Raw genomic sequence first — 16,602 nt, forward strand, 5'->3', positions numbered from 1 at the left:
TATCCTTGAAAATAACTACAAGGATTGTATCTTAAATTTAATAAAAACTTGCTAAATAGCCATCTGCAAATCTCAAAATCAAATTTGCCGCTACATTTTTAGTAGTATTTGTTCATCTTTTCTTAATGCACTTATTGTGTCTTTAAAATATTTATCTGCCTTTATCAAAGTTATGGTTGAACCTCCGATAGACGAGGTATGGAAGTTATATGTAGATTTGAGTATTGATACTTGTTTTTCTACGGCTAAAATACTTCTTTTTTTAATATCTCTCACAAAATATAATATGCTCTTACTAGATATTTTGCCGTTTTCATCCACTATTTTTCCGCTAAACTCCTTAAAATATCTATAGCTTACTTCTGCTTGCTCTTCGATGTAATGAGTAAATGTATATCCGAGTTTTTGATTACCCAAGAGAACTATTTTGCCTTCCATTTTTTTAAGCACGTCATAGACTGAGTTTTTACCAAAACAACTTTTCGTATCGCTTAAAAAAGCATCTTTATTAGCTCCATTAATTGCAAAAGAAAAAATCGGATCATTTGTGCGAACAACACCATTTTGATGTCTGAAAAACTCAGTCAAAACGCCCATAGTGCTTCTTGAGTTTAGCTTATCATAAATTTTATTTTTACAAAAACTATATGTAAATGTAGGCATAATGAGCGTTCCATTTTTACCTATAACTTCATAAAAACACTCCAATAAAACTCTCAAAAACTCATCTTTTGGTAAAAGTGGTTTGCCAAGAGTAAAAAGCTCGGTATGAACGCAAACAGCATCACCACTTTTTATACCGATTTGCTCTAAAGCATCTAAAAAATCGCTTTTTTTAACAAGCTTTCCATTTGCTTCTAAGATAGCTTTCATCTCATCGCTTTATCTATCATATCTTTTAAACTAGCAAAACTCTCAAAACTCTCATTTGTTATGAACTCTGCACGCAATGGTTTTTTATACGCTTTTTCTATCGCCGCAACAAGAGCCATTATATCCATACTATCGATAATTCCGCTGCTTAAAAGCTCGCCCATACTCTCATTTACATCATCTCTACCTATTTGGTTAAAAAGCTCTTTGATCTTATTCATTTTTACTCCTTTATAATATTTAATTTTTGACAAATATGTTTTTAAATTTTATTTTTCCTCTTATAAAATAAAATTTGTATATCGTTAAACTCAAACCCGAATTTTTTATAAAATTCTATAGCTTTTATATTCGTATCTCTTACAAATAGTTTAAAATGCCAAGCGTTTAATCCCAAAAAACAGCTCATCAGCTTACGCCCGATTCCACTTTTTCTAAATTCATTGCTAACTGCCATAAAATCCAAATGAGCCGAGTTTAAATTTAAAAAATATACCAAAGCGCCTACTATTTTCTTATCTTGTTTTATGATGAGTACTTGACCTTGTTGTATTCTATTTTTAAGTTCAGTTTTGCTTATAAAAAGATAGTTTTTATCAAAATAATTTATAAAAAAATCATAAATCTCACCCATATCATCAAGCAAAGCTTTTTTAACCTCATCATAACTTTGAAAACCAAAACCGCTATTTTTTAAACTCATACCGATATATCTATCAAAAATACTAAATTTATTAATACTCAAAAATCTATTTTCAAGCTCACAAATAGGCGTTTTACGTATAATTTTTATATAGCTTCCTTGCATATCAAATTTTGCTATATCATTTATAAAATATGTGATAAAATCGTTTTGGGTTAGAAAAAAGTTATCTGCACTCTGCTTTAAATAAATTTGATTTTGGTCTAATTTATTTTTGATGCTATCTATGCTAAACGTGCTATTGCTAAACTTAAATCCGCCGTTATAAAAATAGCTTAAAAACTCATTATACAAGTCCATAAAGCACCTTTCGATCAATTTTGCCATTTTGATTTAGCACAAATTTATCTACTAAAATAAACTTTTTTGGCACCATATAATTAGGTAGTTTCTCTAAAAGATAAGTTTTTAAATTTATCTCATTTTTCGCCTCGTAAAAGCATATTATTTCGCTATTTTTAAATATACAAACTGAGTTTAAAACTTTTTTATGAGAATTAGTTGCAGTTTCGATCTCGCCAAGCTCTATCCTATGCCCCATAAGTTTTATTTGATTATCGATCCTTCCATAGCAAATCAACTCTCCAAGATCGTTAAAAGCCACTATATCGCCTGTTTTATAAAGGATATCTTGATAATTATTATGCAGTGGATTTTGGATAAAAGCTTCTTTTGTTTTTTGGCTATTTGCAAAGTATCCTAGGCTAAGGCTCGTCCCTCTAACATAAAGTTCGCCCCTAACAAACGGCTCTTTTATCAAATTTAGTTCATCATCAAAAACCAAAAGTTCGGTATTTTGACAAGCCTTTCCTATAGGAAGTGGCTCATCATCACTAAAACTCCTATCACAAATGTAAAAAGCACAAACATCAGTTATCTCAGTAGGCCCATAAAGATTTGCAAAAAGAGCGTGTGGAAGAGCTTTTCGCCAGATATTTAGCTGTTTATTAGGCATTATCTCTCCGCAAAATAGTACTTTTTTGAGACTTAAAAGCCTAAAATTAGCAAGTGCATTTACGTTTGCAAAATACGTAAGCACTGAAGGCACCCAAAAAATCAAACTAACGCCGTGTTTTTCTAAATAATCTAACACTTTATTTGGAAAAGCAAAAATAGAAGTCGGCAAGATATGCAAAGTAGCGCCAACTTTAACGCAAGAAAAAATATCCAAAATAGAGTTATCAAAATAAAACGGCGCTTGATTTGCCAAAATTTCGCTTGAGCTTAGCTCAAAAGTCTCACAAACCCAAAAAGTATAATCGATCACGCTTTTATGGCTTATGCTTACACCTTTTGGCACGCCAGTGCTTCCGCTAGTAAAAAATACATAGAGTAAATTTGTATCTATATGAGCATTTCTAGCCTCTTTTAGCGTACTTTTATCTACGTCAAATTTACCAAAATCCTCACAAAATATCTTTTTAGCATTCACAAAATCAAATTTAAAATCCTTTTGCGTAATAATAACCTTTGGTTTTAGAATTTTAACAACTTGTTCTATACGCTCTTGTGGCGTTTGAGTATCTAGCAAAGTATAGAAATTCCCACTTTTTGCCACGCCAAAAAATGAAACTAAAGTCAAAATGCACTTTGGCAAGATGATTAAAACAGCATCTTTATTTAAATTTAGCCTTAAAATTTCACTAGCTAGTCTATCCGTAATCTCATCAAATTCAGCATAAGTCATACTCTCATCGCCAAAGACAAATGCTTTTTTAAATGGATTTTTTGCAACCGAAATATCTAAAAAGTCACAAATATTTCTTATCATCTGGCTTCCTTAATGAGCTCAAATTTAAGTAAATTTTCTATGACATCTTTTAGATTTTTTGCTTCTACGCTAAGCTTATCGGCTATGTCTATGACGCTTCTTTTGCCGTTGCAATACGCTAAAAAATCACGAATTATCATAGTACTTTTGTGGATACCTTTGGTATTTATGGTGCTTATTATTCCTCTTGAGCCAAGATTTGGTTCGCAAGTCGTGTTTAGGCGGTAGATTTTGTTTATTTCTAAATTTAAGATCATATTTTTAGCATAGTTTAGTCCATCTTCAAGTCCCTTTTTAGTAACTAAACTCATATCATCCAAGCTTGTATGATACTCTTTATATTCGCCAAACCTACTCTTGCAAAGTGTCACGATACCTAAATTTAAATTAGGCGTATTAAATTGTCTTTCATCACTTCCACGGTATAAAAATGAGTAAATTTTTGGGTTTTTACTAAGAAATTTAATCGTATGAAGTGCGGCTTTATCGCTTAAAGTGTCTTCATCAGGACTTAAAATCACACTATAAGCTCTCTCATCACCTATACAACTAAGCACAAATCCAGCCTTTACATTTTGTTTTAAGGCTTCATAATTTTTACTGATATAACAGATCGATCCGATAGTCTCAGGAACTATGATAAAACGATAATTAAAACGTCTATTTTCTAGCGTTCGCACCCATTTTATGAGCTCACTCATCACAACAGGTCCGCTTAGCTCGTTGTTTGCCATTTGCGGATGACAAAGATATGTGCTAATCAAAATCTCATCGCTAGTCTGTTTTGTTGCAGAAATGAAATATTCGCCATAATTTAGCTCGCCATCACTTTTAAACTCAGTATCTATAAAAACCTTATAAATGCCATCTTTTAAAGTTTTTCTTTGATTATGGCTGATACAAAATCCCCACCTTTTTTCATAATAACTAGTAACATATGGAATTGCACCTGGCAAGTTTGGAAGCGAATACAAGTGAGCTTGCAGCTCATCAAGACTAATGGCTTGATTTATAGCGGTTGAGTAATTTAAAAGATGTAGGTTGTGTTTTTTAAATTCGCAGATTTTTTCACCGCTTGGGGTGATGATATAAGCGTCCCTTACTATCCATTCAGCAGGAACTACCCAGTCAAAACATTTGCTGCCACTTTTTACGCTAAAACGCTCAACCCCCCCCCCAACAGCTGAATTTAAGATATCTAGACTACGCCTAAAACCTTCTCCTGTTATACTTCTTGGAATGGTAAATAGCTTTTTTGCAAGTTCATACATTTTTATCCTTTATTCTCTAGCATCAGCTAAAACTAGTCCAAAAAGTGGCAACTTACCACAACTAAGAAGTAAATTTTTAGCTTCTTTCATACTAGATCCAGTCGTTATGATATCATCTACTAAAATTATTGGATTGCTAATTTCTTTTAAAAGTTTAAAATTTCGTGGATTGTTTTTTCTAAATTCAAGAGTTTTTCCTTGGTATTTTACTTTGTTTGTAGCTCTTAATGCACCATATATCGGCTTTAAAGATTCGCTTTTCATAGAGTGAGCAAGAACTGCAGTATGAGAGTATCCACTACTAATTTGATCATCAAGAGCGATGATATTTACTACACTTTTAAATTTAAAAGTATCAGCAAATTTAGAAAAACTTAGCTTTGCTAGCTCACGAAATACAAAATGTCCGTGCATCTGATGTTTAGAGTAGATAAGAGATCTTATATCATCATATTTATAAAAGCTATACACTTTAAAGCCATCAATATCCCTAGCTCTGCTTTCAAATTCACTCAAAACCATCTTGCAGTTTTTACATATAAATTTAAACGTAAATGAGCCACATTTTAAGCATCGCATCAGTTTGCGGCTATCGCCTTGGCAGTGCGAACAACCATATCATTTAACAAGCTTTGGATAAATGGCTCAAAAGCGCCGCCTGTCAAGATAGGAGCAAATTCTGTCTGAGGCTGAGCTATACGCTTTGTCGTAGTAACTCCGTCTTTATAAATTTTGATATAAACTTCACAATTTCCTTTGAGATTATCTCTTGAATAACCGCTCAAATTCGCTTTTAGCTCTGTTATAGTTATATCTACGATCTTAGGATCTTCGCCGCCAAATTTAACTCCGCTTTTTGTAAGCTCGGCTATAAGTGCGTCACCAAACCATTTTGTAAGATTTGTCCCCATAGTAACGTACTCGCTAACTGTTCCTTGCTTGTCACTTATAGTAGCTACAACGCTCTGGTTTTTTCTCTTGTCGACTATGGAATTTATGACGATGCTATTAGCGCTACTTCCTACGCCTTTTGCTTGATACGGTGATAGTGAAAGAACTGAGTTCGAGCTAGAACATCCGACCATAAATATACAAAAACTCACAATAGACAATAATCTTTTCATCATAGATCCTTAAAATTTACTTATTTCTTCAGCTGCTTTGTTTGCTGCTTGTTTTACAAGAAGATCCATATATATACCAAAATCACCAGTACCACTTAAACCTCTTACGCTTTGAGTTGTAGAAATTTTGATATGTCTAGTATAGTTGATATTTTTTATGTTGAGAATTCCGTATAATTTTGAATTTAAATTCTCATATTTAGGATTATATACGCCTTTAAAACCTGTAAAATCAAAATCAACTCTCAAAGTATAAGGCGAAGTTTGATCATCTACTAGCACAATTCCTCTATTTTTTAGCTCCTCTTTTAGAGATAAATAAAACAAAGAATCTATCCTCTTATTTAAGTCATAAGCTTCTTTTGAGCCATTTACAAATATAGCCTTTTGGTTTTCTCTTAGATCTGAAACTCTATGTAGATAAACCTTTGTAAGTCCTGCACTTGTGTCTATCTTGCGCATATTTGGACAACAGTTTATGGCAACATCGCTTTTGTAATATTTACCGTTTATCGTAGTTTCATAGTTTGATTTATTGCACGGCTGACAAGCGACTTTTATCTTCATTATAGTTTCAAACGACCTTTTAGCGCTAGTGTCTGAATACAGATCTAAATTCTTGCTAGAACATCCTATAAAAAATATAGCAAAAGCTAGCGTAAATAATAAACCTTTCATTTTTATCCTTTCATCTGTCTTTTTACTCTTATACTCTCACCGCCAAGACCGTAATTCTCAGTTTCTATCTCATCTATGATCACGACTGTGCTTGCTCTATTTCTACCTAAAACATTGTGCAATAGCTCAGTCACGCCTTTTATGAGCTCTTCTTTTTGAGCTATTGTCGGCTCACCGTTTTCTTTTGTAACTTTTATATTTACGTATGGCATATTTTTCCTTAAGCAAATTTCGTTCTATTTTAGTCTATCTTTAAAACACTTAAAAACGCCTCTTGTGGAAGCGTTACCTTACCTATAGCTTTCATACGTTTTTTACCTTCTTTTTGTTTTTCAAGAAGTTTTCTTTTACGAGTTATATCGCCGCCATAACACTTTGCGGTCACGTTTTTACCCATAGATTTTACCGTTTCTCTAGCTATAACCTTATTTCCGATGCTCGCTTGTATAGCAACTTCAAAAAGCTGTCTTGGAACTAACTCTTTCATAGTTTTTACAAAGTCCCTACCCTTACTCATCGCTTTTTCTTCAGGTACTATGATAGAAAGAGCATCGACAGTTTCGCCTGCTACTTTTATATCGAGTTTAACCAAATTTCCAACTCTATAATCACTTGGTTCATAGTCAAAGCTAGCGTAGCCTTTTGTCGCGCTTTTGAGTTTATCATAAAAATCCATAACTATCTCGTTCATCGGTATATCATACTCAAGCAAAACTCTTGTAGTGGTGATATAATCCATCTTGGTTTGAACCCCGCGGCGGCTATTAAGCAAAGTGATGATATTGCCTAAAAACTCAGTCGGTGTGATTATAGTAGCCTTTACGTAAGGCTCTTTTATAAACTCTATTTTATTTACTGGTGGTAGTTCGCTAGGATTTTGAATTTCTACGCTAACGCCATCAGTCTGCACGACTTCATAAGTCACAGTCGGAGCAGTAGCTATCAGATCTAGCCCAAACTCACGCTCAAGTCTCTCTTTTACCACTTCCATATGAAGCAAACCTAAAAATCCCACGCGAAAGCCAAAGCCTAGAGCTGCTGAAGTCTCAGGCTCATAGCTTATAGAGCTATCATTTAGCTTAAGTTTATCTAAAGCGTCTCTTAGATCTTCAAATTTATCCGTATCTATAGGATAAAGTCCGGCAAAAACAAATGGTTTTGCTTTCTCAAATCCCCCTATTGCCTCCAAAGCTCTATTTTTAGCTAAAGTTATCGTATCACCAACACTTACATCGCTTACGTTTTTAAGACCTAAAACTATGATGCCGACTTCGCCTGTTTTTAGCTCATTTGTTTTTATAGGCGCTATCGGATTTGGGTACATTAGATCTAAAACAGTATGCTTTTTATCCGTTCCCATGACATAAACCTCATCGCCTTTTTTTACCACGCCATCATAAACTCTCACAAGAGCCAAAGCTCCTAAATAATTATCAAACCAGCTATCGTAAATGAGAGATTTAAACGGCTTATCTTCATCATATTTTGGCGGTGGTATTTTGCGGATTATAGTTTCTATCAGCTCTTTTATACCAACTCCTGTTTTTGCACTCACCTCTATAGCCTCACTGCAATCAAGCCCGATGATATGCTCTATCTCGTCTTTAACTCTTTGCGGTTCGGCTGCTGGGAGGTCTATTTTGTTTATAACTGGAATTATCTCAAGGTTATTTTCAAGCGCGATATAAACATTTGCTATAGTCTGAGCTTCTACGCCTTGAGATGCATCTACGACAAGTAAAGCCCCCTCGCAGCTTGCTAGTGAGCGTGAAACTTCATAGCTAAAATCCACGTGTCCTGGAGTATCTATCAAATTTAATATATAAATTTGCCCATCAAGCTTATAAGTTAGCCTTACACTTTGAGCTTTTATAGTGATGCCACGCTCTTTTTCTATATCCATAGTATCCATGACTTGAGCGCTCATCACTCTAGCTTCTACCGCTCCGCATTCACTGATAATGCGATCTGCTAATGTGCTTTTACCGTGGTCGATATGCGCTATAATGCTAAAATTTCGTATGTTATTCATAAAATTCCTAAAATTAACGTAGCGGTATTATATAGAATTTTCTGTTAATTTTTGCAAAAATTAATTAAATTTATGATTTAAAACGCCATTTAAAAAGCTTTCAAAAAGCGTTTAAATTTAGATTGCTTTTTTAGTCTGCTCTATAATTTTATCTTTTAGCTCTATCACACCTTTTATGCTGGTCTTTTGCACCCCACTGATAAAACTCTCCATAAAATCAAAATCTATCTCGCCGTTAGTGGTTATGGGTAGTTTCATTGTAAAATCTAAACTTTGAGAGCTTCTTAATTTTTTACCAAAATCAAATTTTCCATAAACAGATTTAGCCATAGAAGTAGCAAAAAATAACATTACAAGCTTTGAATAATCTTTCATATCGTTCCAGTAAATACCTGTATCATCACCAGCACCATAAACATAATTTCTATAAAAAGTATTACCAAAAATGTCTATTGTTATTGAATTTTTAGGATAAATTTCAATAGGATTAGAAATATTTTTTACAAAACCTGTATTTGTTATGCCAGACATTATAAAAGGTATATCGCCATCTATTTGGTCATCTTTTTTAACTCTTCTGCCTTGTTTGATATTGTTAAATATATCTTTAAATTTAAACTCTTGCCAAATTTTTGAATTCAAAGTGTTTAAAGCGTTTTGCTCATCAGCACTAAGCGTGGTATCTGCCAAGTCTGCGGCTTTCAAATACGCTTCTAGCTCACGCATACGCTCCGCTTCCAGCTCCGCTATAAAACTCTCTATGAATTCAAAATCGATTTCGCCGTTAGCTGTGATAGGTAATTGAATTTTTAAATTGTTAAAGGTTTTATCTACATCTCTAACTAGAACAGAAAGTAAAATTTTCTTTTGACAATTTAAAAGCGTAGTAAAAAATAAAACAGAATTTTGAGTTAGTTTTATTTTTGGGATAATTTTTCTTACGAATTGCCCAGCATACCACTGCCTTTTTCTATAAAAAAAGTCCATTTGTAGAAGCCCCAAACTCCACACACCTGCTTCATTTAAATTTCTTTTATTTACAAAGCCAGTTGATTGTAAAATTCCTTGATTTAATGAAGTCCTTGTAACATAGTCGTATTCGTCACCATTAGTTAATTTTTCTTTATTAAAACTAAAAGTATTTTTAATCTCAAACAAATCCCCAATCCTAAACTCACTCCACTTTATTTTTTCTAGCTCTTTGCTAAAGTAAATCCTTTTGGTTTAAATTTTGTGTTGTTTCATTTTTTATGATTTGAGCTACTTCCCAAGCTAGATAGTCGCTTACGCATTTTTTAAAGTCGTTTAAAGTAGGCGTTGTATCAATCTTTTTATGCTGTGCAAATGTCCAATCCTTGCCATTTAAGCTAATCGTATCTAAAATCAAAGTGCCATTAGCTTCGTTATAAAAATCGCTTGATTTTTTGCGGTCTAAGACTATATCTACGATTTCGGCGTATCTTAATTCGGCGTTGTCAGCGTCTTTTAAATTTACATTTAGACCGCTTTTTTTGCGGTTTTGGCGAGAGTAGCCGTCATTACTAAAATCAATAAATTTTACTATGGATTTTTCATTGTGTGGTCTGCCTACTTCAAAAAGATAAATAGCAGTCTGAACTCCAGCTTTTCCGCAGAAAATATCGCTCATTTTTATACTTGCTTTTAGTGTTGAGTGTTTTAAAATTTCTTTTGTATATGGCAAGCCGTTTGCGCTTCCTGCGTTTTCTTGTATCAAGACGGCTGCTTTTCCACTTTTCATTTTGCTTAGGGCTTTTTCTACAAAGTTAAAGCCTTTTCCGTCTGCTGAATAAGGCGGATTTAGCAAAAATACATTTGCTGGGAATGGGGTGGATTGGTCTTGGTAATTCCCTTCGTAGTTCATCAAACTATCTGTATTTATCACATTTGCTGAGCCATCGCCCATTAAAATCATATTTAAAATCGCAAGAAGACAAATATCAGGGCGAAGCTCGACACCTAAAAGCTGTTTAGACTTGATATGAAAAAGCTTATCTTCAAGCTCACTGCTTGAATTTATGCTATTTTTCGCATCGGCTAACATTAATTTCAAAGATGAAATCAAAAATCCACCACTTCCCATCGCATAGTCCCAAACAAAGCTATCTTTATTTACTTCGCAAAGTTTTGCCATGAGATCGGTTACATAGCGTGGAGTTAGGACAACATCGTTTTTCTCGCCATCTGGGATATCTACATAGCGGTTTAAGACATTGAAAAGCTGACCGGTAAAATCTAAATGGTATTTGTTGTTTTTAAGATATGGCATTACATTTTCAAGTACGATTTTATAAATTTGCTTTAATCTGCTTTGGCCGTTTTGGCTTTTCCATAAATTTGTATCTATAAAAACTTTTGTAAGTTCGCGTAAAATCATATCTTTTTTAGCTGAGTTTAGATTTTTGTGTTCTAGGTAGTCGCTAATTTTGTTAAGAATAATTTTGCCATCGTTTGAATTTGGGGTATTTTCGCCTTTTAAGTCATTTAAGGCAAGTGGTGAAATGTGATTAGCAATGCCTAAATTTGCCATGATTATACCAACTACTATTTCTACTCTATATTGAACAGCAACGCCGTAAGTGTGGTGTATGGTCTCATTTAAATTTTTAAGGCGAACTTCCATTTCGTTTTCTATCTGGGCAGTTTTGGCTTCGATCTCTTCTTGCGAGAGTTCGCAGTTTTTGATAAGATCATCTAAATCGCTACTTGCTAAAAAGCTTAAATCGCTAAAATCGCCAAGCTTTTTGTAAATTTTAGGGTTTGAGACGAGATAAACGGCGTATTCTATGGTGATTTTACCCGAATTTTCATAGCCATTTATACCAATAGCGATACAATCTGCAAAATCGCTATAAAAAGTTACGGCATCTGCGTAATGAATAGCGCCATTTAGTGCGTATTTGCTTATATTTGAGTAATTTGGCTCGTTTTTTGCGTTTTGGTTTGCGATATTTCCATCATCGTCAAATTTTGCAAGGTCGCCTTTTGTACCTTTGACTTCTATCATTACAGGTAGATTTTTGAGCGTTGCTGTCTGGATAAAAAGCTTAATATCTGGGCGATTTACGCCATCGCCACCTTTTTTGCTTGGGGCTTTATTTAAAGCTTCATCAATGCTTTCATTTATGATTTCAGTTTTTGTGTAGTATGTTAAATTTAGCTTTTTAAGCTCAGCTTTTGCGTGGTCTTCGATTTTTTCTTCTATACTTTTTGCCATTTTATGCCTTTTAAATTTGATTGCAGATTATAGTAAAAAAATTTAAAAAGCAAGATAAAAATCTTTGATAAATTTAGATAGCTTTTATAAAATTTAAACTCTTAAAAATGAAGCATACATAATAGTATAAAAAATCTGTAACATATAAATTTAAATATTTTTTAATGATAAATCAATGTTGCTATATTTTCAAGCCTACGCCAAACAAAAAGTCTGCTAAGCGATGAAAACTCATTGATTTATCGCAAAAAGATTAAGTTTAGCTAAATAGGCTATTGACGCTTTCATCGTGATATACACGTCTTATCACCTCTCCAAAAAGCGGTGCTACGCTTATCACTTTTATATGTTCATTTTGCTCTTTTAAAGGTATAGTGTCAGTTACGACTAGTTCGTCTAATGCCCCAGTAGATAGTCTTTCATACGCAGGTCCGGACAAAACTGGATGAGTACAAAACGCCATAACGCTAGTTGCGCCTTTTTTCTTAAATATCTCAGCAGCTTTTACGATAGTTCCAGCAGTATCTATCATATCATCGATCAAGATCACGTCTTTGCCATTTACATCGCCGATGACATTCATGACTTCACTTTCGTTTGCTTTTTCACGGCGTTTGTCTACTATAACCATATCTAAATTCATAGTTTTTGCTAGAGCCCTTGCACGTGCCACACCGCCTACATCAGGACTAGCGACGATAGGATTTGGCAAGTTTTTGCTCTTTACGTAGTCTGTAAATACCATAGTTCCGTATAGATTATCGACTGGTATATCAAAAAATCCTTGAATTTGTCCGGCGTGAAGATCCATTGTCACAACTCGGTCTATGCCTGCAGTTTGCATCATATTAGCAACTAATTTTGCAGTTATTGGCACTCTTGGAGCTGCTTTTCTATCTTGCCTTGCATATCCAAAATACGGCACCACAGCAGTTATCGAGCTTGCACTGCTTCTTTTTAAAGCGTCAGTTAGTATAAGAAGCTCCATCAAATTTATATTAGCCGGAGCACAAGTCGGCTGTATGACAAACACGTCTTTACCACGCACGCTCTCGCCTACTTGTACGCTTATCTCACCGTCGCTAAAACGCTTTATACTAGCCTCGCTCAGAGGAATTCCTAAATATTTGGCAACCATTTTCGAAAACTCGATATTCGCCGTTCCAGAAAAAATCTTATAACCTCGCATCATATACCTTCGCAAAATATTTATCGCAATTTTAACTCAAAAATGCTTAAATTAACAACGATTAAATTTAAATATTAAGCTATTTTTTTGTAAAATTCAAAATCTATTCACGCAAGGGCAAACTATGACCTACACAAAAAAAGACTTGATTTCTACAAAAGACCTGAGTAAAGAAGATATATTTTCTTTTTTAAATTTAGCCAAACACTACAAAGCTCTAAATTTGGAAAAAGTAAAAAAAGATCCGATCTTAAAAGGCGTTACTGTAGTAAATACGTTTTTCGAAAACTCGACTCGCACAAGAACCAGCTTCGAGATAGCTGCAAAAAGACTAGGAGCAGATGCGATAAACTTTAGCTCTAGCACTTCTAGCACAAACAAAGGCGAAACTCTCATCGACACCATTCACAATATAGAAGCTATGAAAGCAGACGTCTTCATCGTTCGCCACTATAGCTCTGGTGCAGCAAAGTTCGTATCTAAAAACACTCCATCGTGTGTGGTAAATGCAGGCGATGGCTGCAACGAGCATCCGACTCAAGCCTTGCTTGACTTGCTTACCATATATGAAGCAAAAGGTAGCTTTGAAAATCTCACAGTCACTATAATAGGCGACATATTTCACTCAAGAGTTGCCCGCTCAAACATATACGCTATGCAGACTTTAGGTATAAAAGTAAAACTTTTTGGACCACCGCAGTTTTTGCAAAATGCTGAAATTTTTGGTTGTGAAATTTGCAAAGATATGGATGAGGCAGTTAGGGGAAGCGACGCTATCATTATGCTTAGAATTCAGCTCGAAAGAAGTGATGGCGAAGTAGCATTTCCAAGCGTTAGAGAGTATAGCAGGTATTTTGGGCTTACTAAATCACGTATGCAAGTAGCTAAAGATGACGTTATCATCTTGCACCCAGGACCTATAAACAGAGGCGTTGAGCTAAACTCGGACGTGGCTGACGACGCTAGATTTTCAAGCATACTTGACCAAGTAGAAAACGGCGTGGCTATCAGAATGGCTGTTTTAAAAACGCTCTATCAAAATAAATTTAAGGCTTAAACTATGACAACACTTATAAAAAACGGAACTATCATAAATCAAAACGGCACACTAAAAGCAAACGTTTTGATAGACGGCGAGATGATCAAATCCATAACCGTGGACGAACCAAAAGCTGATCTAGTCATAGACGCCACAGACAAACTCATTATGCCAGGACTCATCGATATGCACGTACATTTTAGAGATCCAGGGCTTGAGTATAAAGACGATATCATAACAGGAAGTATGAGCGCGGTCGCTGGTGGCGTAACCACAGCTTGTCCTATGGCAAATACAAATCCCGTAAATGACAACGCCGTCATCACTCGCGATATGATAGCCAAAGCTAAAAAACGAGGTCTCATAGACCTGCTTCCTATAGGAGCTATAACAAAAGGTATGGGAGGCAAAGGTATAACCGAGATGGGCGATATGAGTGAAGCTGGTTGCGTCGCGTTTAGCGATGATGGACTTCCTGTTAGCTCAAGCGATGTTATGAGAGCCGCTCTTGAATACTCAGCATTTCACAAAAGTTTTATCATAAACCACTCTCAAGACTGCTCGCTTTGTCGTGGTGGCCATATGAATGAGGGTAAAATGTCTATGCTTTTAGGTATAAAAGGTATGCCAAGAGAACAAGAAGAGATAATGATCTCACGAGATATGCTTTTAGCAAAACTAACAGGCGGTCATATACACGTCGCTCACGTAAGTAGCGCGTACTCTCTAAAACTCATCGAACAAGCTAAAAAAGATGGGATTAACATCACTTGTGAAGTCACACCGCACCATTTTACCTTTAGCGAAGATGAGCTTATAAACTACGATACAAATTTCAAAATGTCTCCACCTCTTCGTACAAATGGCGACGTAGAAGCTATGAGAAATGGGCTTAAAAACGGGCTTATAGATGTCATCTGCACAGACCACGCTCCACATAGCACAGATGAGAAATTTTTGGAATTCGATAAAGCACCATTTGGGATCTTAGGGCTTCAAACGCTCATTCCACTTACTTTAAATTTAGTTCGCCAGGGCGTCATAGACTACGAACAAATGGTAAAACTCACTAGCTTCAACCCTGCAAAAATACTAAATTTAAAAAACAAAGGTAGGATTGAAGAGGGATTTTTAGCCGATATCGCTATCATTGATCCGAATTTAGAGTACGTTTATGATGAGAATTTAAACAAATCAAAGTCAAAAAACTCTCCATTGCTTGGCAAAAAGCTAAAAGGCGCTTGCGCTTTGACTATCAAATCAGGCAAAGTCGTATTTGACTTTCCAAACGTAATAGCCTAAATTTCATTTAGAATTTACGCCGATTTAAATTTGGCGTAAATTTCTCCATTTTAATCAAATTTTTTTGCAAAATATCTAATTTAAATTTGTAAAAATTTAAATTTTTCTAAGTTTATAACTGCTAATATTATTTATAACTTTATATAAAAGTATATAAAGCAAATTTTCTTAAGGAGAAACGATGAAAAAAGGTTTTACAATGATCGAACTTGTGTTCGTTATCGTTATTTTAGGTATTTTGGCGAGCCTTGCAGTGCCAAAACTAGCAGCTACAAAAGATGACGCTGAAGCAGCAAAAGCAGCAGTAGAGATCAAAGACGCTATCAATCAACTCACTACTTACTATATAGTAAATGGTTCATTTCCAGATAATGGTAATGGTACAGACAAAATAAATGGAGCAGATGTTACTACTGTAAATAAAGATAAAATTAAGGATATTTCCCCTACTATAGTAGAAGTCCTTGGAAGAACAGGAAACAAATGGACTGATTGTATAAAAATCACTCCGTCAAATGGCGATGCAACAAAAGGAGCAAATATCAAAATAGAAAAGAAAGATAATGGTACTTCATCATTTTGTTCAGCTGTAAGAGGAACTCAAGCTGTCAAAGACTGGAGCAAACTAACAGATGGTATCCAAGTAGGCGGCTCTAGTATATTTAAAGAACAAACTAATTAATAACAATAAAAGTCTCTCCCTTTATGGGGAGGGGCTTAATTTTATACATTATTTATCCCCATTTTTTACTATCTAAACACTATAATATTATGGAGCCAAATTTTGTATAAAATATACAAAATAAGGACGATATATGAAAAAAGCATTTACTATGATAGAACTTGTATTTGTTATAGTTATAATAGGTATCCTAGCAAGTCTTGCAGTTCCAAAACTAGCCTTAACAGCAACAGATGCAAAAGCTACTAGTCAAGCAGGAACCCTAAAAGATGTCTTAATGCAGCTAAAAACATACTATATAGCTAATGGCAAACTTCTAGACCATAAAGACTCAAGCTGGCAAGAAGCTGTAAAAACAATGTCTCCACAATACAAACTATCATCTGAGAAAAATGAAAAAGATCCAACTAAAGAAGAGTGGGTAGGATGCGTGAATCTTTGGCCTACAAACAATCAAAACGCACAAGGCACAAATAAAGCCTCAAGAGCAATATTCACGTAGAAGCATCTAGCAATAATAGCTCTTTTTACAAAGTTTTTAGAAATCTAGAAGCAGTTAAAAAATGGATATCATACGGAAATAATGGTGTTTCTATGGCAGATTCAAATATATTTTCTGATGGTAGTTGGAAAGAAGATCAAAGATAGTAATCTTGATAAAAGGCAAATTTGCCTTTTATCTTTCTAGCCTATCTCATTTTTT

Annotated in this window: 17 protein-coding genes; 4 read left to right on the forward strand and 13 right to left on the reverse strand. The window is 34.6% G+C overall.

The window, feature by feature from the left end; translation table 11 throughout:
- Positions 1–90: 90 nt before the first annotated feature.
- The 13 genes from CHHT_RS07515 to CHHT_RS07575 form a co-directional block, all read right to left on the reverse strand.
- The gene (locus tag CHHT_RS07515; RefSeq protein ID WP_034962072.1) at positions 91–873 is read right to left on the reverse strand and encodes an AAC(3) family N-acetyltransferase; all 783 of its coding nucleotides are present in this window, start codon (positions 871–873) and stop codon (positions 91–93) included.
- Positions 870–1,094 carry a phosphopantetheine-binding protein gene (locus CHHT_RS07520; protein ID WP_034962070.1) on the reverse strand — a complete coding sequence of 75 codons (225 nt, stop codon included), beginning with the start codon at positions 1,092–1,094 and terminating at the stop codon, positions 870–872. Before CHHT_RS07520 ends, CHHT_RS07515 begins: the two co-directional genes overlap by 4 nt.
- Before the next feature lie 41 nt (positions 1,095–1,135).
- A complete protein-coding gene (locus CHHT_RS07525; RefSeq protein ID WP_034962068.1) occupies positions 1,136–1,876 on the reverse strand; it encodes a GNAT family N-acetyltransferase in 741 nt (246 codons plus the stop codon).
- The gene (locus CHHT_RS07530; protein WP_034962066.1) at positions 1,863–3,347 is read right to left on the reverse strand and encodes an amino acid adenylation domain-containing protein; all 1,485 of its coding nucleotides are present in this window, start codon (positions 3,345–3,347) and stop codon (positions 1,863–1,865) included. The genes CHHT_RS07525 and CHHT_RS07530 overlap by 14 nt, the downstream gene beginning before the upstream one ends.
- Positions 3,344–4,618: a DUF4910 domain-containing protein gene (locus CHHT_RS07535; RefSeq protein ID WP_034962064.1), complete on the reverse strand. Its 1,275-nt coding sequence runs from the start codon at positions 4,616–4,618 to the stop codon at positions 3,344–3,346. Before CHHT_RS07535 ends, CHHT_RS07530 begins: the two co-directional genes overlap by 4 nt.
- A 9-nt stretch (positions 4,619–4,627) precedes the next feature.
- Positions 4,628–5,197: a ComF family protein gene (locus tag CHHT_RS07540; RefSeq protein ID WP_034962062.1), complete on the reverse strand. Its 570-nt coding sequence runs from the start codon at positions 5,195–5,197 to the stop codon at positions 4,628–4,630.
- Entirely contained in the window at positions 5,197–5,742 is a 546-nt protein-coding gene (locus CHHT_RS07545; RefSeq protein ID WP_034962059.1) for a YajG family lipoprotein, read from the reverse strand. The genes CHHT_RS07540 and CHHT_RS07545 overlap by 1 nt, the downstream gene beginning before the upstream one ends.
- Before the next feature lie 9 nt (positions 5,743–5,751).
- Positions 5,752–6,420 (reverse strand): membrane protein, encoded by a 669-nt coding sequence (locus CHHT_RS07550; RefSeq protein WP_034962057.1) that lies wholly within the window; start codon positions 6,418–6,420, stop codon positions 5,752–5,754.
- 2 nt (positions 6,421–6,422) lie between these two features.
- Positions 6,423–6,632 (reverse strand): 2-hydroxymuconate tautomerase family protein, encoded by a 210-nt coding sequence (locus tag CHHT_RS07555; protein ID WP_034962053.1) that lies wholly within the window; start codon positions 6,630–6,632, stop codon positions 6,423–6,425.
- A gap of 29 nt (positions 6,633–6,661) precedes the next feature.
- Positions 6,662–8,452 (reverse strand): translation elongation factor 4, encoded by a 1,791-nt coding sequence (lepA, locus tag CHHT_RS07560; protein ID WP_034962050.1) that lies wholly within the window; start codon positions 8,450–8,452, stop codon positions 6,662–6,664.
- 117 nt (positions 8,453–8,569) lie between these two features.
- Positions 8,570–9,667, reverse strand: coding sequence for a restriction endonuclease subunit S (locus CHHT_RS07565; RefSeq protein ID WP_074898790.1), 1,098 nt, complete (start codon positions 9,665–9,667; stop codon positions 8,570–8,572).
- Positions 9,657–11,687, reverse strand: a complete 2,031-nt coding sequence (locus CHHT_RS07570; RefSeq protein ID WP_034962048.1) for an HsdM family class I SAM-dependent methyltransferase — start codon at positions 11,685–11,687, stop codon at positions 9,657–9,659. The genes CHHT_RS07565 and CHHT_RS07570 overlap by 11 nt, the downstream gene beginning before the upstream one ends.
- 259 nt (positions 11,688–11,946) lie before the next feature.
- On the reverse strand, positions 11,947–12,876 hold the full coding sequence (locus CHHT_RS07575; RefSeq protein WP_034962045.1) for a ribose-phosphate pyrophosphokinase: 930 nt from the start codon (positions 12,874–12,876) through the stop codon (positions 11,947–11,949).
- 124 nt (positions 12,877–13,000) lie between these two features.
- Here CHHT_RS07575 and CHHT_RS07580 point away from each other — a divergent pair, with 124 nt between their 5' ends.
- The 4 genes from CHHT_RS07580 (at position 13,001) to CHHT_RS07595 (ending at position 16,401) form a co-directional block, all read left to right on the forward strand.
- The gene (locus CHHT_RS07580; protein WP_034962043.1) at positions 13,001–13,933 is read left to right on the forward strand and encodes an aspartate carbamoyltransferase catalytic subunit; all 933 of its coding nucleotides are present in this window, start codon (positions 13,001–13,003) and stop codon (positions 13,931–13,933) included.
- Between the two features lie 3 nt (positions 13,934–13,936).
- Positions 13,937–15,217, forward strand: coding sequence for a dihydroorotase (locus CHHT_RS07585; protein ID WP_034962041.1), 1,281 nt, complete (start codon positions 13,937–13,939; stop codon positions 15,215–15,217).
- Between the two features lie 181 nt (positions 15,218–15,398).
- A complete protein-coding gene (locus CHHT_RS09300; RefSeq protein ID WP_074898789.1) occupies positions 15,399–15,899 on the forward strand; it encodes a type II secretion system protein in 501 nt (166 codons plus the stop codon).
- A gap of 133 nt (positions 15,900–16,032) precedes the next feature.
- Positions 16,033–16,401, forward strand: coding sequence for a type II secretion system protein (locus CHHT_RS07595; RefSeq protein ID WP_051663719.1), 369 nt, complete (start codon positions 16,033–16,035; stop codon positions 16,399–16,401).
- Positions 16,402–16,602: the final 201 nt, after the last annotated feature.

Origin of the sequence: Campylobacter hyointestinalis subsp. hyointestinalis (assembly GCF_013372145.1) — a bacterium.
Taxonomy (GTDB): Bacteria; Campylobacterota; Campylobacteria; order Campylobacterales; family Campylobacteraceae; genus Campylobacter; species Campylobacter hyointestinalis.